At 71.6% G+C, this 17,074-nt stretch carries 13 protein-coding genes; 7 read left to right on the top strand and 6 right to left on the bottom strand.

Annotation, left to right across the window (positions count from 1 at the left end; all coding sequences use genetic code 11):
- Positions 1-120: 120 nt before the first annotated feature.
- The 5 genes from ACNNMR_RS05080 to ACNNMR_RS05060 form a co-directional block, all read right to left on the bottom strand.
- A complete protein-coding gene (locus ACNNMR_RS05080) occupies positions 121-1,362 on the bottom strand; it encodes an esterase-like activity of phytase family protein (RefSeq protein WP_419993300.1) in 1,242 nt (413 codons plus the stop codon).
- Positions 1,363-1,524: 162 nt separating this feature from the next.
- Positions 1,525-2,973 carry a rhamnulokinase gene (locus tag ACNNMR_RS05075; protein ID WP_419993299.1) on the bottom strand — a complete coding sequence of 483 codons (1,449 nt, stop codon included), beginning with the start codon at positions 2,971-2,973 and terminating at the stop codon, positions 1,525-1,527.
- Positions 2,970-5,000: a bifunctional aldolase/short-chain dehydrogenase gene (locus tag ACNNMR_RS05070; protein ID WP_419993298.1), complete on the bottom strand. Its 2,031-nt coding sequence runs from the start codon at positions 4,998-5,000 to the stop codon at positions 2,970-2,972. The genes ACNNMR_RS05075 and ACNNMR_RS05070 overlap by 4 nt, the downstream gene beginning before the upstream one ends.
- Positions 5,000-6,145: an L-rhamnose isomerase gene (rhaI, locus tag ACNNMR_RS05065; protein WP_419993297.1), complete on the bottom strand. Its 1,146-nt coding sequence runs from the start codon at positions 6,143-6,145 to the stop codon at positions 5,000-5,002. Before rhaI ends, ACNNMR_RS05070 begins: the two co-directional genes overlap by 1 nt.
- 33 nt (positions 6,146-6,178) lie before the next feature.
- Complete coding sequence (locus tag ACNNMR_RS05060) at positions 6,179-9,310, bottom strand: alpha-L-rhamnosidase (RefSeq protein ID WP_419993296.1); 3,132 nt, start codon at positions 9,308-9,310, stop codon at positions 6,179-6,181.
- A gap of 193 nt (positions 9,311-9,503) precedes the next feature.
- Here ACNNMR_RS05060 and ACNNMR_RS05055 point away from each other — a divergent pair, with 193 nt between their 5' ends.
- The 6 genes from ACNNMR_RS05055 to ACNNMR_RS05030 all read left to right on the top strand — a co-directional run bounded on the left by ACNNMR_RS05055 (position 9,504) and on the right by ACNNMR_RS05030 (position 15,580).
- Positions 9,504-11,048 carry a sugar ABC transporter ATP-binding protein gene (locus ACNNMR_RS05055; RefSeq protein WP_419993295.1) on the top strand — a complete coding sequence of 515 codons (1,545 nt, stop codon included), beginning with the start codon at positions 9,504-9,506 and terminating at the stop codon, positions 11,046-11,048.
- Positions 11,045-12,082, top strand: a complete 1,038-nt coding sequence (locus ACNNMR_RS05050; protein WP_419993294.1) for an ABC transporter permease — start codon at positions 11,045-11,047, stop codon at positions 12,080-12,082. The genes ACNNMR_RS05055 and ACNNMR_RS05050 overlap by 4 nt, the downstream gene beginning before the upstream one ends.
- Positions 12,079-13,053, top strand: a complete 975-nt coding sequence (locus tag ACNNMR_RS05045; protein WP_419993293.1) for an ABC transporter permease — start codon at positions 12,079-12,081, stop codon at positions 13,051-13,053. Before ACNNMR_RS05050 ends, ACNNMR_RS05045 begins: the two co-directional genes overlap by 4 nt.
- A 41-nt stretch (positions 13,054-13,094) precedes the next feature.
- Positions 13,095-14,168, top strand: a complete 1,074-nt coding sequence (gene rhaS / locus ACNNMR_RS05040) for a rhamnose ABC transporter substrate-binding protein (protein WP_419993292.1) — start codon at positions 13,095-13,097, stop codon at positions 14,166-14,168.
- Positions 14,169-14,183: 15 nt separating this feature from the next.
- Positions 14,184-14,504, top strand: a complete 321-nt coding sequence (locus ACNNMR_RS05035) for an L-rhamnose mutarotase (protein ID WP_419993291.1) — start codon at positions 14,184-14,186, stop codon at positions 14,502-14,504.
- Between the two features lie 65 nt (positions 14,505-14,569).
- Positions 14,570-15,580 (top strand): LacI family DNA-binding transcriptional regulator, encoded by a 1,011-nt coding sequence (locus ACNNMR_RS05030; RefSeq protein ID WP_420000266.1) that lies wholly within the window; start codon positions 14,570-14,572, stop codon positions 15,578-15,580.
- Positions 15,581-15,614: 34 nt separating this feature from the next.
- Here ACNNMR_RS05030 and ACNNMR_RS05025 read toward each other — a convergent pair whose 3' ends face one another.
- Entirely contained in the window at positions 15,615-16,394 is a 780-nt protein-coding gene (locus ACNNMR_RS05025; protein WP_419993290.1) for an SAM-dependent methyltransferase, read from the bottom strand.
- An 85-nt stretch (positions 16,395-16,479) separates the two neighbouring features.
- On the opposite strand from ACNNMR_RS05025, the gene ACNNMR_RS05020 reads away from it, so the two are divergent.
- On the top strand, positions 16,480-16,995 hold the full coding sequence (locus ACNNMR_RS05020) for a hypothetical protein (protein ID WP_419993289.1): 516 nt from the start codon (positions 16,480-16,482) through the stop codon (positions 16,993-16,995).
- Positions 16,996-17,074 lie beyond the last annotated feature (79 nt).

Below are 17,074 nucleotides of genomic sequence, written 5' to 3'. Positions count from 1 at the left end.
GCGACCGGGTTGCTTTGGACGCGAAAGCTAACCCAGTACCGCAGCTGCGAACAGAGTTCTCACGCGTTGCCAGAGGTGTACATCACTGGCGCCGCGAGTCGGCGGAGCGGCTCGCCGGGGTCAGCGGAGCGGCTCGCCGAGGCGGACCGTGGTCACCGTGGTCTCCGTGCCGCTGTCGACCAGCCGCCCATCGGCGTCGAAGGCCTCGGCGCCGTCGCTCATGCCGAAGTCGTTGTCGTTGATGAGCGCCAGCGTGGAGCGGCCGGTGACGGCCACGCCCTCGATCTTGCCAGGCACGCCGTCGACCTTCCCGAGGTCGACCACGAGCTTCTTGCCGAGGACGCCGTGGCCCTCCTTGAGCCGCACCTTGTGCAGCCGCGCCGCCTTGTCCGTGCGCTCCTGCACCAGCAGCGTGTCGCGGCCGATCGCGACCAGGGAGGAGATCTTCAGCTCCGAGGGGTCGTCCTCGCCCGGGTCGACGACCGACACCGGGTCGAAGCGGTACGCGTACTCCGCGCTCACGGCCTCGCGCCCCGGCGAGAAGCGAATCAGCCGGGTGGTGCGGGAATCCTCGCCGGCGTCCGACAGCGGGCTCTGCAGCGCCGCCACCAGATCGCCGCCGGGCAGCTGCGCCAGGCCCTCGAAGCCGCGGTTGGTCTGCCGCTTCAGCAGCGTGCCGGGAAGCGCCTCGATGACGGGGTAGCCGGCGCCCTTCAGGTCGAGCCCCTTCGGTACGTAGCGGGCCAGCACCTCGCCGTCGGCGGCCACGTGGACGAGCGACGGGCCGTACTCGTCGGCCAGCCAGAAGGAGCCGTCCGCTGCGCGCACGACGCCCTCGGTGTCGAGGCCGTTCGGGTCGTACGGGAGCTTCTGCGAGGCGTTGTAGTTGTACGGGGCCTCGTCGCGTGACTCCTGGTTCGGCAGCCCCGTGACGGCCTTGCCGCCGCGCGTGGTGATCGGTATCGAGTCGAGGACCCGTACGCGGTCGCCGGTCACCCGTATCTTCACCAGCGCCGGGTCGAAGCCGGGCACGGGGAAGGTGCGGCGCTTCTCGCCGTCCACCTTGATCTGCCCGTTCGGCCCGCGGTCGGTGACCGTCCAGAACTCGCCCTTCCGGCCGGCCGGGAAGATGTCGCTGCCGATGCCGCCGAGGTCGACACCCCGGTCGTCGGCCACGCTGCCGGGCAGCATCCCGTTGCTGAACCCGGCGAGCGGCACGTCGGGCAGCGTGGCCGCCCCGGTGACGCGCGGCGCGGACGTGCCACTCGCGGGCCCGGCGGCGGCGAAGCCGACGACCCCGGCGACGACGGCGACCGGCAGCGCGAGCGCCAGGGCGCGGGACGGCGTACGGCGAGCGGGCATGCGAGCGACCTCCGGTCAGGGAACGTGGGTGCGCCGCGGGCGGTGGCTGCCCGCGGCGCGCACTCAGGCTGTCGCCTGAGGTCCAACGGGGAGTGATCCGGAGGTGAACGGAGGGTCAACTACGGGCAGCGGAGGCCCTCAGCGAGGCTGTTGCAGGGCGCGTCACCCGCCCGCCACCACCGCCTCCGCCTCGTCCCACTGCGCGGCGGTCGCCAAGTCCGGCTCGTACCGCCGCAGCGGCAGCGACTCCCGCAGCAGCCCGCGCAGCTCCGGCAACCCGCCGCTCACCGCGCCCGCGGCGCGGGCCTGCACCAGGACGTTTCCGTACGCCGCCGCCTCCGCCGGGCCCGCGATCACCGGCAGCTCGCAGGCGTCGGCGGTGAGTTGGCAGAGGAGCTCGTTGCGGACGCCGCCGCCGACCACGTGGACCACCCGCACCGTACGGCCCGCGAGCCGCGAGGCGTCCCGTACCGCACGCCGATGCGCCAGGGCCAGGGAGTCGAGAATGCACCGGACCGTCTCCGCCCGGTCGCGCGGCTCCGGCTGCCCGGTGCGGCGGCAGGCCGCGGCCACCCGGCCCGGCATGCCGCCCGGCGCGATGAACTCCGGGGCGCCCGCGTCGACGACCGACCGCAGCGGCGCGCGGTCCGCCGCGGCCGCCAGCAGCGGGTCGAGCTCCGGGTCGCCCCATTCGCGCAGGCATTCCTGCAGCAGCCACAGGCCCATGATGTTGCGCAGATAGCGCACCGTGCCGTCTACGCCGAGCTCGTTGGTGAAGTTGGCGCGGCGGCTGTCCTCCGTCAGCACGGGCGCGTCCAGCTCCAGACCCGCGAGCGACCACGTGCCGGTGGCGATGTACGCGAAGTCGCCGCCCTCGGCCGGGACCCCCGCCACCGCGGAGGCCGTGTCGTGCGAGCCGACCGCCGTGACCGGCACCGGGCCGCTGAGGCCCGTCTCCGCCAGCACGTCCGCCACCAGCTCGCCCGCCCGCTCGCCGGGCTGCCGCAGCGGCGGAAAGAGTGCGAGATCCACGACCAGCACCTCGGCGACCCGGCCGGACCACGTGCGGGTGCGCGGGTCGATCAGCTGCGTGGTCGACGCGTTGGTGAGTTCCGTGCCCGCCTCGCCCGTCAGCCAGTACGCGATCAGGTCCGGGATCAGCAGCAGCCGGCGGGCGGCGGCGAGCGCGGGCGTGCCCTGCGCCGCCGCCAGCTGGTAGATCGTGTTGAACGGCAGGTGCTGCAGCCCGGTCGCCGCGTACAGCTCGGCGGGGGAGAGGACCGCGGCCACCTTCTCGGACATGCCCTCGGTTCGCGCATCTCGGTAGTGCACCGGATTGCCGATCAGCGCGCCGGAAGCGTCGAGCAGACCGTAGTCCACGGCCCAGGAGTCGATGCCGACCGACGCCACCTGACCGGCCGCCCGCAGCCCGTCCAGGACGCCGCCGTACAGGGCGAGGGCGTCCCAGTGCAGCGTCCCGCCCGCCCGGACGGGCCGGTTGGGGAAGCGGTGCGCCTCCGTGAGCGAGACGGTGCCGTCCCGTACCCGGCCCAGCATCACCCGCCCGCTGCTCGCGCCCAGGTCGACGGCGGCGAAGGCCTGCTCGCTCATCGCAGGAACGCCGCCGCCACCCCGGCATCCACCGGAATGTGCAGCCCCGTCGTGTGGCTCAAGTCGCCGCCCGTCAGCGCGAACACCGCATTCGCCACATGCTCGGGCAGCACCTCCCGCTTGAGCAGCGTCCGCTGCGCGTAGTACGCCCCGAGCTCCGACTCCTCCACCCCGTACACCGCCGCCCGCTTCGCGCCCCAGCCGCCGGCGAAGATGCCGGAGCCGCGGACGACGCCGTCGGGGTTGATGCCGTTGACGCGGATCCCGTGCTCGCCGAGCTCCGCCGCGAGCAGCCGCACCTGGTGCGCCTGGTCGGCCTTCGTCGCCCCGTACGCGATGTTGTTGGGGCCCGCGAAGACGCCGTTCTTGGAGGCGATGTAGACGATGTCGCCGCCCATCTCCTGCGCCGTCAGTACCCGCGCGGCCTCCCGCGAGACGAGGAAGGAGCCGCGGGCCATGATGCCGTGCTGGAGGTCCCAGTCCTTCGACGTGGTCTCCAGCAGCGGCTTGGAGATGGAGATGCCCGCGTTGTTCACCACCAGGTCGACGCCGCCGAAGGCGAGCGCGGCAGCCGCGAAGGCGGCGGCGATCTGGTCCTCCGACGTGACGTCCACGGTGACGGCGGCCGCCTTGTCAGGACCGCCCAGCTCGTCCCCGACCGAAGCCGCCGCGTCGGCGTTGACGTCCGCGACGACCACGCACGCCCCCTCGGCGACGAGCCGCCCCGCGATCGCCTTCCCGATCCCGGAGCCGGCCCCGGTCACCAGCGCCACCCGCGTGGCCAGGGGCTTCGGCGGCGGCATCCGGCGCAGCTTGGCCTCCTCCAGCTCCCAGTACTCGATGCGGAACTTCTCCGCCTCCTCGATCGGCGCGTACGAGGACACCGCCTCGGCGCCCCGCATCACATTGATCGCGTTGACGTAGAACTCGCCCGCCACCCGCGCCGTCTGCTTGTCCTTGCCGAAGCTGAACATGCCGACGCCCGGCACCAGCACGATCGCCGGATCGGCGCCGCGCATGGCGGGGGAGTCCGCCAGCGCATGCCGCTCGTAGTACGCGCGATAGTCCTCCCGGTAGTCCGCGTGCAGCTCCCGGAGCCGCGCGATCGCATCCTCCAAAGAAGCCGTCGGCGGCAGATCCAGGACCAGCGGCCGGACCTTCGTACGCAGAAAGTGGTCCGGGCAGGACGTGCCCAGCGCCGCCAGCCGCGGATGCTCGGCGCGCTCCAGGAAATCCAGTACGGGCCCGCTGTCGGTGAAGTGCCCCACCTGCGCCCGGTCGGTGGATGCCAGCCCGCGGATCACCGGCGCCAGCGCCGCGGCCCGCGCCCGGCGCTCGGCCTCGGGCAGCGGCCCGTAACCCGCCAGCAGCGGCCCGAAGGGCTCGGCCTTGCCGCGCTCGGCCAGGAAGGCCTCGGCGGTGCGGATGATGTGCAGCGAGTTGCGCTCGCACTCCTCGCTCGTGTCGCCCCAGGCGGTGATGCCATGGCCGCCCAAGATGCAGCCGATCGCCTGCGGGTTGGCCGCCTTGACCGCGGCGATGTCGAGGCCGAGCTGGAAGCCGGGCCGCCGCCACGGCACCCACACCACGGTCTCGCCGAAGCACTCGGCGGTCAGCTTCTCGCCGTCGGCGGCGCAGGCCAGCGCGATGCCCGAGTCCGGGTGCAGATGGTCCACATGCGCGGCGTCGACCAGGCCGTGCATGGCCGTGTCGATCGACGGGGCCGCGCCGCCCTTGCCGTGCAGGCAGTAGTCGAAGGCGGCGACCATCTCGTCCTCGCGCTCCACCCCCGGATACACCTCGGTCAGCGCCCGCAGCCGGTCAAGACGCAGCACGGCCAGCCCCTCGGGCTTCAGCGTCCCGAGGTCACCCCCGGAGCCCTTGACCCACATCAGCTCGACGTCGCCGCCCGTCACCGGGTCGGCCGACGTGCCCTTGGCCGAGGCGTTGCCCCCGGCGTAGTTCGTATTACGCGGATCCGCACCCAGCCGGTGCGACCGCTCCAGCAGCTCGTCGTACGCAGCCATCAGGCACCCCACCCCATCTGGTCGCCGCCGACCCGCTCAGCCGCGATCTTCTCGGCCCATCCCGTCCGCCGGTACGCGGCCACCGGATCCGGGTCGAGGCCCATCTCCTGACGCACCTCGGCCAGCAGCGGCCGCACATCTGTGTTGTACGCGTCCATGAGCACCGCGTTCGCGTCCAGCACCTCGCCCGCCGCCTGCGCGGCCGCCAGGGCCTCGCGGTCGACCAACAGCGCCTTTGCCGTCGCCTCCTGGACGTTCATCACCGAGCGGATGATCGCCGGGATCTTCGCCTCGATGTTGTGGCACTGGTCGAGCATGAAGGCCACATCGGGGCCGAGGCCGCCGCCGCGCACCACCTCGTACATGATCCGGAACAGCTGGAACGGATCCGCCGCCCCCACCATCAGGTCATCGTCCGCGTAGAACCGCGAGTTGAAGTCGAAGCCGCCCAGCTTCTTCTCCCGCAGCAGCAGCGCCACGATCATCTCGATGTTCGTCCCCGGCGCATGGTGCCCGGTGTCCACGACCACCTGCGCCTGCTCGCCGAGCCGCAGGCAGTGCGCGTACGCCGTGCCCCAGTCCGGGACGTCCATGGTGTAGAAGGCCGGCTCGAAGAGCTTGTACTCCAGCAGCATCCGCTGCCCGGCGCCGAGCCGCTCGTACACCGTCGAGAGCGCCTCGGCCAGCCGGTCCTGGCGGGCGGCGATGTCGTCCTGGCCCGGGTAGTTGGTGCCGTCGGAGAACCACAGCTTCAGGTCCTTCGACCCGGTCGCGTCCATGATGTCGACGCACTCCAGGAGATGGTCGAGGGCCTTGCGCCGCACCGCCGGGTCCGGGTTGGTGACCGAGCCCAGCTTGTAGGCGTCCTCCTGGAAGACGTTGGCGTTGATGGCGCCGAGGCGCAGGCCGCGCTCCTTTGCGTACGTAGCCAAAGCGGCGTAGTCGTCCACCCGGTCCCATGGGATGTGCAGGGCGACCGTCGGGGCGACGCCGGTCGCGGCGTGCACCTGGGCGGCGTCGTCCAGCTTCTCCCGTGGGGTACGGGGGACGCCCGGCTGCGCGAACACCTTGAAGCGCGTGCCGGAGTTGCCGTAGGCCCAGGACGGGGTCTCGATCGCCTGGGACTTGAGCGCGGCCTTGATCATGCCGGTGCCTCTGCTTTCGGAAATCTGCGGACTTCAGGAGTACTGATGGGTGCCGGGGCCTGCCTGCACGGCTTTGTCGCTGCCGGGCAGCCAAACCTCTGCGGTGGTGTTGGGCGGGATGGTGACCTGCAGGCGGAAGCCGCCTTCGCTGCTCCACTCGGTGGCGACCGGGCCGTGCAGTGTGTCGTAGCGGGCCCGGCAGGAGGTGACGTCGCCGCCCGGGCGCGGGCGGATGACGAGGTGCGTGAAGCCGGGCTTGCCGGGGGAGATGCCGGCGATGTTCTCGTACATCCACTGGCCGACCGAGCCGTACGCATAGTGGTTGAACGAGTTCATGCCGGCGTCCTGGAAGGAGCCGTCCGGCTTGATCGAGTCCCAGCGCTCCCACATCGTGGTCGCGCCCTTCTCGATCTGGTAGCCCCAGCTGGGGAAGGTGCGCTGGTGCAGCAGCCGGTACGCGACGTCCGTATGCCCCGCCTCGGTGAGCACGGGCAGCAGCCGCGGGGCGCCGAGGAAGCCGGTGGACAGGTGCCAGTCCTTGGACTTGATCAGCTCGACGAGCCGGTCGGCGGCGGGCTTCCGGTCGGCGTCGGCCAGGAGGTTCATGGAGAGGGCGAGGACGTAGGCGGTCTGCGTGTCGCCCTTCACCCGGCCGCCCTCGGTGACGTACGCCGCCCGGAAGGCGTCCCGGACCGCGCCGAAGAGCTGCTCGTACGGGCCCGCGTCCTTGCCGAGCGCCTTGGCCGTACGGGCGACGAGGTCGGCGGAGTGCGCGTAATAGGCGGTGCCGATGACGTCCTTCGGGGTCTCGTCCTGGATGTTCAGCCAGTCGCCGTAGCCCTCGGCGGGGCGCAGATAGCCGCTGCTGTGCGCCTTCAGGTAGTCGAGCCACTTCAGCATCGCGTCCCACGACTCCTCGAGCACGCGGGTGTCGCCGTACGCCTGATACAGCGCCCATGGCACGGTCGTACCCGCATCGCCCCAGCCCGCCACGCCCTTGCCGACGCCGATGTACGGGGCCACGTCCGGGAAGGCGCCGTCCTCGGCCTGGTCGTCGCGGAGGTCCACCAGCCACTTGGTGAGGAAGCGGGCGGACTCCATGACGTAACAGGCGGTGGGGGAGAAGACGTTGATGTCGCCGGTCCAGCCGAGGCGTTCGTCGCGGGCCGGGGTGTCGGTGGGGATGGAGAGGAAGTTGCCGCGCTGGCCCCAGGTGATGTTGGAGTGCAGCTGGTTGAGCATGTCGACGTTGGTCTCGAAGTCCAAGGTGAAGGGGGCGTCCGTGTGCAGCACCCGGCCGGTCACCGCGGAGAGCGGGGGCTTGCCCGGGTAGCCCGAGACCTCGACGTAGCGGAAGCCGTGGAAGGTGAAGCGCGGCTCGTAGACCTCCTCGCCCGCGCCCTTCAGCGTGTACGTGTCGGTGGCGCGGGCCGTCCGCAGGTTGGTGGTGTAGACGGTGCCGTCCGGGTTGAGCACCTCGGCGTGCCGGAGGGTGACGGCGGTGCCCTTCTTGCCGCGGACCCGCAGCCGGACCGAACCGACCATGTTCTGGCCGAGGTCGAAGACGAACTTGCCGGGCGACGGTTCGGTGATCTTCTTCGGCTTGAGCTCCTGTACGACCCGTACCGGACCGTCCACCTGCGCCACGGGCTTGGCCTTCACGCCGTCGAGCTGCTCGGCGGGCTGCCAGCCGGAGTCGTCGAAGCCGGGACCGGTCCAGCCCGGGGTCTCGCGGCGGGCGTCGTAGTCCTCGCCCATCAGCAGGTCGCTGGTGAGGATGGGGGAGGCGGCGGCGCGCCAGTCCGGGGCGGAGAGGATCTGCTCGGACGAGCCGTCGGTGTAGGTGACCTCCAGCTGGGCGAGCAGGGCCGGGCGGTCGCCGTACTGGTGCGGGCCGAACATGCCGACGCAGCCCGCGTACCAGCCGGCGCCGAGGGTGACCGCGAGGGCGTTGCCGCCGGAGCGCAGCGCCTCGGTGACGTCGTAGGTCTGGTACTGGACCCGGGTGCGGTAGTCGGTCCAGCCGGGGGCCAGCTCGTCCTTGCCGACGCGCTTGCCGTTGAGGCGGGCCTCGTACACGCCGAGCGCGGTGGCGTACAGCCGGGCCCGCGCGACGCGCTTGCCTGGCAGCCGGAACTCGTGCCGCAGCTGCACGGCGGGGGAGTTGGCGACCGCCACCTCGCCCCAGGGCGCCGCGCCCCACTGCGCCGCTTCCTTGGCCGGCTGCCACGCGCCGTCGTCGAAGCCGGTGCCGGTCCACCCGGCGGCGGGTTCCTTGTCGGTGCTGCGCCACTTGGCGTCGGTCGGCACGGTCGTCGTGCCCGCGGAGGTGGTGAGCTCCAGCAGGCCGAGCAGACCGGCGGGGCCCTCCTTGCCGTTGGTGGCGCTCACAGCGACGACGGACGCGCCCTTGGCGAGGTGCGGGGTGACGTCGACGACCAGGGGGCGGCGCCAGTTCTCCGCGTCGGGCTGGTCGGACGGGGAGTGCGCGACCTGGGTGCCGTTCACGTAGGCGGTGAAGCCGTCGTCGGCGGTGAGGACGAGCCGGGCCCGGGTGACGCCCTCGGGTACGTCGAGGGTGCGCCGGAACCAGCGGGTGGCGGCGGGTGCGCTCTGCGCCGGGTCGCCCTCCGGGAACCAGATCCACGCCGAACCCTTCAGCGACGGGGCCGCGGTGAGCGCCGCCGGACCCGCGATCCACTGCGCCTTCCAGGCGTCGGCGGCGAGCAGGCCGGTCTCCCACCAGGTGGGGGCGGACCAGTTGCTTGCCTTGCCCGTCTCGTCCCAGATCCGGACCTGCCAGTGGTAGCGGGTACGGGACTTGAGCTCAGGTCCCTCGTACGGGACGAGCGCCGAGCGCGCGGAGTCGACCTTGCCGCTGTCCCAGACGTCCGGGTCCGGGAGGCGGTCGGGGGCGGTGGCGACGCGGACCTGGTACGCGCTCTGGCGCAGGCCGTCCCGGTCGGCCGACAGCGGCCAGCTGAGGCGGGGGCGGGGGGTGTCGAGGCCGAGGGGGCGCTGGACGTACTCGACGGTCGGCCGCGTGATGCGCGCGGCCTGCCCGGCGGTGGGGCGGTGCGCGGCCGCGGAGGCGGCCTGGGTGGGGATGAGGGTGGCGGCGAAGGTGGTGGCGCTGGTGGCTAGCAGTTGCCTTCTGCTGAACACGCGCGGCTCCCAACTAACGACTCGTGGGGTATGAATCGTTTCACCGAGGGGACGCTAGAGACGGGCCGCGACCATGTCAAGGGCCGGTGGATGGACTTGGCATCTGGACGAGAAATCGACGCCCCGACCATTGACGCTGCGGAAGTGCGGGGTCTAGCTTCCGTGCAAAGCTTTGAAACCTTTCACCCCACTCATGAACCAGCCCTCTGAGACCTTGGGTACAGCCATGACCCGACCCCCTATTCTGGCCGTACAGGGCCTGAGCAAGTCCTTCGGCGCCGTCCGCGCGCTGACCGACGTGACCCTCGAGCTGCACGCCGGCGAGGCGCACGCCCTGGCCGGCGAGAACGGCGCCGGCAAGTCCACACTGATCAAGACCCTCGCGGGCGTGCACCGCCCGGACACGGGCGAGGTGCGGCTGGACGGCACGGCGGTCGCCTTCGGCGGACCCGCCGATGCCCGCGACGCCGGCATCGCCGTCATCTACCAGGAGCCGACGCTCTTCCCCGACCTGTCCATCGCCGAGAACATCTTCATGGGCCGCCAGCCCCGCCGCTCCCTGCGCCGCATCGACGGCGCGCAGGTGCACGAGGCCACCGCCGCGCTGATGCGCAGGCTCGGCGTCCCGCTCGACCCGGCGCGGCCCGCGCGCGGCCTGTCCATCGCCGACCAGCAGATCGTGGAGATCGCGAAGGCGCTGTCGTTCGACGCCCGGGTGCTGATCATGGACGAGCCGACGGCCGCGCTGACCGGCAGCGAGACGGCCCGGCTGTTCTCCGTGGTCGAGGCGCTGCGCGCCGAGGGCGCGGCGGTGCTGTTCATCTCGCACCGGCTGGAGGAGATCTTCCGGCTTTGCGGCAAGGTGACGACGCTGCGGGACGGGCGCTGGATCGCGACCGACGACGTGGCCGCGCTCACCGAGGACGCCCTCGTGCGGCGCATGGTGGGCCGCGACCTGGATGAGCTCTACCCCAAGCAGGACGCCGAGCTCGGCGAAGTCGCCCTGTCCGTACGCCGCCTGACCCGCGAGGGCGTCTTCCGCGACGTGTCCTTCGACGTCCGGCGCGGCGAGATCGTCGCCCTCGCCGGGCTGGTCGGCGCCGGGCGCAGCGAGGTCGTCCAGGCCGCCTTCGGCGTGGACCGCGCCGACGCGGGCGAGGTGCACGTGAACGGCACCAAGCTGCCCGCCGGTTCACCCACCGCCGCCATGGACGCGGGCGTCGCCCTCGTACCCGAGGACCGGCGGCAGCGCGGCCTGGTCATGGAGCTGTCCATCGAGCGCAACATCGGCCTGACCGGGCTCGGCAGCCTCGGCACCGGCGGCCTCGTCAAGCGCGCCCTGGAGCGCGGCCGGGCCACGGACTGGGCGACCAGGCTGCAGCTGAAGTACGGCAAGCTCTCCGACTCCGTCGAGGTGCTCTCCGGCGGCAACCAGCAGAAGGTCGTGCTCGCCAAGTGGCTGGCCACCGAGCCGTCCGTGCTGATCGTGGACGAGCCGACCCGCGGCATCGACGTCGGCACGAAGGCGGAGGTGCACCGGCTGCTGTCGTCGCTCGCCGCCGAGGGCCTGGCGGTGCTGATGGTCTCCTCCGACCTGCCCGAGGTGCTGGGCATGGCGGACCGCGTGCTGGTGATGCACGAGGGCCGGCTGACGGCCGAGATCCCGCGCGCGGAGGCCACCGAGGAGACGGTGATGACGGCGGCCACAGGCCGTAACAACGGCAAGGAGGCGGCATGAGTATGACCACCCAGGACAGCCGCCCCGCCGCCCCGCAGGCCGACACCTCGGCCCGATCCCTGGTCGATACGGTCTTCCGCGCCCGCGAGCTGTCCATCGGCGGCGCGCTGGTGCTGCTGATCCTCGGCACCTGGATCGCCAACAGCAGCTTCCTCGACGACCAGGGCATCAAGGACCTGCTCCTCAACTCCTCGATCCTGGTGCTGCTCGCCGTCGGCCAGTCGGTCGTCGTCATCACCCGCAACATCGACCTGTCCGTCGGCTCGGTCGTCGGCCTCACCGCCTTCGCCTGCGGCGACTTCGTCAAGAACACCTCGCACAGCGCGCTCACCGTCTGCCTCCTCGGCATCGGCATCGGCGTGCTCTGCGGCCTGATCAGCGGACTTCTGGTGAGCTTCGGCCGAGTGCCCGCGCTGGTCGTGACGCTCGGCATGCTGTACGTCATCCAGGGCTTCGACTACTGGTGGGCGCACGGCGAGCAGATCAACGCCGCCACGCTCCCCGACGGCGTCCTGGACCTCGGCAGCGGCAGCATCCTCGGCATCCCGTATCTGCCGCTGCTCTCCGCGGCCGTGCTCGCCGCCACCGCGTACTACCTGCGCACCTACCGCGGCGGCCGCGAGCTGTACGCGATCGGCTCCAACCCGGAGGCCGCCCGCCTGGCGGGGATCCCGATCCGCCGCCGGGTGCTCGCCGCGTACGCCTTCTCCGGCGCCATCGCGGGCTTCGCGGGCGCGCTGTGGCTGGCCCGCTTCGGCACGGTCGTCGCCGACGCCGCCAACGGCTGGGAGCTGACCGTCGTTTCCGCCGTCGTGGTCGGCGGCGTCGCCATCACCGGCGGTACGGGCTCGGTGTGGGGCGCGGCGCTGGGCGCGCTGCTGCTCACCACCATCGGCAGCGCGCTCGTGGTGCTGAAGGTGTCGTCCTTCTGGCAGCAGGCGATCACCGGCGTGCTGCTCCTCGCCGCCATCACCACCGACCGCATCGTCCAGCAGCGCACCACCAGCGCCCTGCGGAAGAGGAGCCGGGCATGAGCAAGTACCTGCGCTGGGACACGGCCGTCGGCATCCTGCTGATCGCCGTCTTCCTCACCGGCTCCGGCACCACCGACGGCTTCGCCGACACGGGCAACCTGTCCTCCGCGCTCAACGACACCGCCGAGATCGCGCTGATCGCGCTGCCGATGACGCTGCTGGTGGTGGCCGGGCAGGTGGACCTGTCGGTCGCCTCGATGCTGGGGCTTTCGTCGGCCCTCGCCGGCAGCCTGTGGGACGCGGGCTGGACCTTCGAGCTGATCGTGCCCGTGTGCCTGCTCGTCGGCGTGCTCGGCGGGCTGCTGAACGGCTGGCTGGTCACCCGGATCGGGCTGCCGCCGCTCGCGGTCACCATCGGCACCCTCACCCTCTACCGCGGCCTCGCCTCGGTCGTCCTCGGCGACAAGGCGGTCGCCGACTTCCCCGAGGCGTACGGGAAGTGGGCCGCGTCCACCGAGACGGTGCCGGGCACCTTCGTCCCGTATCCGATCGCGCTCTTCATCGTCCTCGCCGTCATCGCCGCGGTGCTGCTGCACTCCACCGGCTTCGGGCGGTCGCTGTACGCGATCGGGGCGCAGGAGGACGCCGCGCACTTCGCCGGGATCCGGGTCAAGCGGATCAAGCTCGCGCTCTTCGCCGTCTCCGGGCTGGTCGCCTCCTTCGCCGGGATCGTCTACACCCTGCGCTACGGCAGCGCACGCGCCGACAACGGCTTCGGCCTGGAGCTGACCGTCATCGCGTCGGTCCTGCTCGGCGGCGTCGACTTCAACGGCGGCAAGGGCACGCTCGGCGGCGCCGTCGCCGGTGTGCTGCTCATCGGCCTGCTGAACAACCTCCTCACGCTCAACGACATCTCCAACGAGATCCAGGTCATCGTCACCGGCCTGCTGCTGATCATCTCCGTCCTCACCCCGCGCGTCATCGCCGTGCTCACCGAGCGCCGCCAGCGACGCCTCGCGGCCGCGCCCTGACCCCGTAGCAGAACCTCATCGACCCGGAAGGCACCCTCGCCATGTACCTCAAGAGCCGCACCCTCGCCGCGACCGCCGCGGTCTGCGCCCTGGCGCTGGCCGGGGCCGGCTGTTCCGGCACCACCAAGGACGACGCCAAGGACGACGCGAAGAAGGAGGCCGCGGGTGAGAAGGCGAACCCGGACGCGCCGCTGAAGAAGGGCCTGAAGCTGGCCTTCCTGCCCAAGCAGATCAACAACCCGTACGAGCAGATCGTCGACAAGGCCGGGATCGCCGCGAGCAAGGAGTTCGACGGCCAGGCCAAGGAGGTCGGCCCCTCCGACGCCAAGGCGTCGTCGCAGGTCAGCTACATCAACACGCTGATCCAGCAGAAGCAGGACGCGATCCTCATCGCCGCCAACGACCCGAACGCGGTCTGCGGCCCGCTCAAGACCGCGATGAAGCAGGACATCAAGGTCGTCGCGTACGACTCCGACACGGCCAAGGACTGCCGCCAGCTCTTCATCAACCAGGCCAGCTCCGAGGAGATCGGCCGCTCCCAGGTCCAGCGCATCGCCAAGCAGCTGGACTACAAGGGGCAGATCGCGGTCCTGTCCGCCACCCAGAACGCGACGAACCAGAACACCTGGATCAAGTTCATGAAGGACGAGCTGAAGGACCCGAAGTACAAGGACATGAAGCTGGTCAAGGTCGCCTACGGCGATGACGACGACCAGAAGTCCTTCCAGGAGACGCAGGGCCTGCTGAAGGCGTATCCGAAGCTGAAGGGCATCATCTCGCCGACCACGGTGGGCATCGCCGCCGCGGCCCGCTACATCAGCTCGTCCTCGTACAAGGGCAAGGTCGTCCTGAACGGGCTCGGCACGCCGAACCAGATGCGGAAGTTCATCAAGGACGGCACGGTCGAGGAGTTCTCGCTCTGGGACCCGAAGAAGCTCGGCTATCTCGGCGCCTACGCGGCCGCCGCGCTGGCGTCCGGGCAGATCACCGGCGCCGAGGGGGAGAAGTTCAAGGCGGGCGAGCTCGGCGAGCGCACTATCGGCAAGGACGGCGAGGTCATCCTCGGCCCGCCGACGGTCTTCGACAAGAAGAACATCGACGACTTCGACTTCTAAAAGGAGGGCGGCTCCGTGCAGCGCGTCTGCTTCCTGCTGAAGGTCCGCCAGGACCGGCTCGCCGAGTACCGAGAGCGGCACGCCGCCGTGTGGCCCGGGATGCTGGACGCGCTCACGGCGGCCGGCTGGCGCAACTACTCGCTCTTCCTGCGACCCGACGGGCTGCTCGTCGGCTACCTGGAGACCGACGACTTCGCCGCCGCGCAGGCCGCGATGGCGGCCACCGACGTCAACACCAGGTGGCAGGCCGACATGGCGCCGTTCTTCGAGCGGCTGGACGGCGCCGGGCCCGACGAGGCGATGCTGCCGCTGGAGGAGGTCTTCCACCTGGATTAGGAGATCCGGTAAGGCGCCTTAGAGTGGGCGGCACAACGGGCGAAGGGAATGCAGTCGTGGCGCGCATGGTGGGCATCAAGGACGTGGCGCGACAGGCCGGGGTCTCCGTCGGCACGGTCTCGAATGTCATCAACCGCCCGGAGACGGTGGCCGAGGCCACCAGGGACCGCGTGCAGGCGGTGATCGACCGGCTCGGGTACGTACGCAGCGAATCGGCCCGCCAGCTGCGGGCGGGCCGCAGCCGCATCATCGCGCTGCTGGTCCTGGACATGGCGAACCCGTTCTTCGTGGACGTCGCCACCGGCGCCGAGCGCGCCGCCAGGGACGCCGGCCTCGGCGTGATGCTGTGCAACAGCGCGCAGAGCGCGCAGGAGGAGGCCGCGTACCTCGAGCTCTTCGTGGAGCAGCGCGTGCGCGGGGTGCTGGTGACCCCGGCCGACGACTCCGGCGGCACCGTCGCGTCCTTCGCGCGGCACGGCATCCCGTACGTCTTCGTGGACCGCACCGTCGCCTCCGCCGACGCCTGCTCGGTGTCGGTGGACGACGTCGCGGGCGGCGCGCTCGCCGTGCGGCATCTTCTGGAGGGCGGCCACGAGAGCGTCGTGTACGTGAGCGGGCCGATGCACCTCCCGCAGTGCCAGGACCGGCGTACGGGCGCGCTGAACGCGCTGAAGGAGGGCGGGCTCGACGAGCGGGCGCTGCTGCAGATCGAGTGCGACCGCCTCGACGTGGCCGCGGGCCGGGACGCGGGCGAGCGGCTGCTCGGCATGTCGCCGCGGCCCACGGCGGTGTTCTGCGCCAACGACCTGCTCGCGCTCGGCATGCTGCAGACGCTGTACGCGGCCGGGGTCGATGTCCCGGGCGACATGGCGCTGGTCGGCTACGACGACATCGAGTTCGCGGCGGCGGCCGCGGTGCCGCTGACCTCGGTCCGCCAGCCCGCGTACCGGATGGGCCGCGCGGCCGCCGACCTGCTCATCGAGGAGACCGGCGACGACGCGGCCGCCCACGAGCACCAGCGGATCGTGCTGCAGCCGGAGCTGGTGGTGCGCAGGTCGAGCCTGACGCAGCGCTGAGCGGTACTGCTTACCGCCTTACCGCCTTACCGCGTTACGCCTTGCGCCCGAGCCCGCCGTACGCGTCCACCCGCTGCGGCGTGCCGACCTGCGTCGCCTCCGGGCGCCACTCGGTCACCATCACCACGCCCGGGTCCACCAGCTCCAGGCCCTCGTGGAAGCCGGCGATCTGCTCGGGGCTGCGGACGTAGTACGGGATGGCGCCGCTGGAGTTGTACTGGTCCTGCGCCTCGATCATCTCCGGCGAGGTGGCGGAGCCGTCGTAGTGCAGCAGATAGCTGCCCGGCGGGAGCGGCGCCATGAGGCTGCGGATGAGGGCGCGGGCCTCCTCGTAGTCCTCGACGTGCCCGAGGACGCCCATCATGATCAGGGCCACCGGCTGACCGAAGTCGAGGGTCTTCGCGGCTTCGGCGACGATCGCGTCCGGGTCGCGCAGGTCCGCGTCGATGTACGCGGTCTTGCCCTCCGGCGTGGAGGTCAGCAGGGCGCGGGCGTGGGCGAGCACCAGCGGGTCGTTGTCGACGTACACGATGCGGGCGTCGGGGGCGACGCCCTGGGCGATCTCGTGCGTGTTGTCGGCGGTGGGCAGGCCGGTGCCGACGTCGAGGAACTGGCGTATCCCCGCCTCTCCGGCGAGGTGCCGCACGGCCCGGATGAGCAGCTGGCGGGAGGTGCGCGCCACGTCCACGAGACCCGGCCAGGAGGCGGCGATCTGGTCGGCGATCTCCCGGTCGGCCTCGTAGTTGTCCTTGCCGCCGAGCCAGTAGTTCCAGAACCGTGCCGAGTGCGGCACGGAGGGGTCAATGTCTGTCATGCCGGCGCTCCCAGGTGGACGGTGGACCTTGTTCTGCCAACGATCAAGCTACCTCAGGCAGTTGGGGACTGTCGCCGGTGCCCGCATGTACTCTGAACATGTCAGAGGGGAGACGTACGTGCTGGAAGCGGCGTTGGTGGCACTTGCGGCCACGTGCGGCCGAGCGGTGGTGGCCGCGGCGGGGACCGATCTGTGGGAGGGGTTCAGGGACCGGCTCGCGGGCCTCATGGGGCGCGGCGACGAGCGGCACACCGATGTGGTGCTGCGGCGCCTGGACGACACCGCGCAGGCGCTGGAGTCGGGCGACGACTCCGACGACGCCGAGCGGGTGCGGCAGGAGGCCTCCTGGCAGGCGCGCTTCACCGACCTGCTGGAGGAGCTCTCCGAGGCCGAGCGGCAGCAGCTCGCCGCCCGGCTGCGCGAGCTGGTCGCCGAGGAGGCGCCCGCCGCGGCACCGGGCGGCGTGCAGGCCGGCGAGGGTGGCCTTGCCGTCGGCGGCGATGTCGAGGTGCGCGCCGACCGGGGCTCCGTGGCCGCCACGCAGATTCAGGGGGATGTGCAGATCGGCTCCCCTCAGCCGCCGGAGCGGGCCCAGGGCTGACCGCACCCGGCGTACCGGAGCGCGGGCCCGGTGGCCCGGGTGGCCCGGAGAGCCCGAGATCCACTCCTGCCGGGAGCGC

Source organism: Streptomyces boninensis (genome assembly GCF_048572725.1).
Taxonomy (GTDB): domain Bacteria; phylum Actinomycetota; class Actinomycetes; order Streptomycetales; family Streptomycetaceae; genus Streptomyces; species Streptomyces boninensis.
This window is presented reverse-complemented; position numbering and strand designations above follow the sequence as displayed.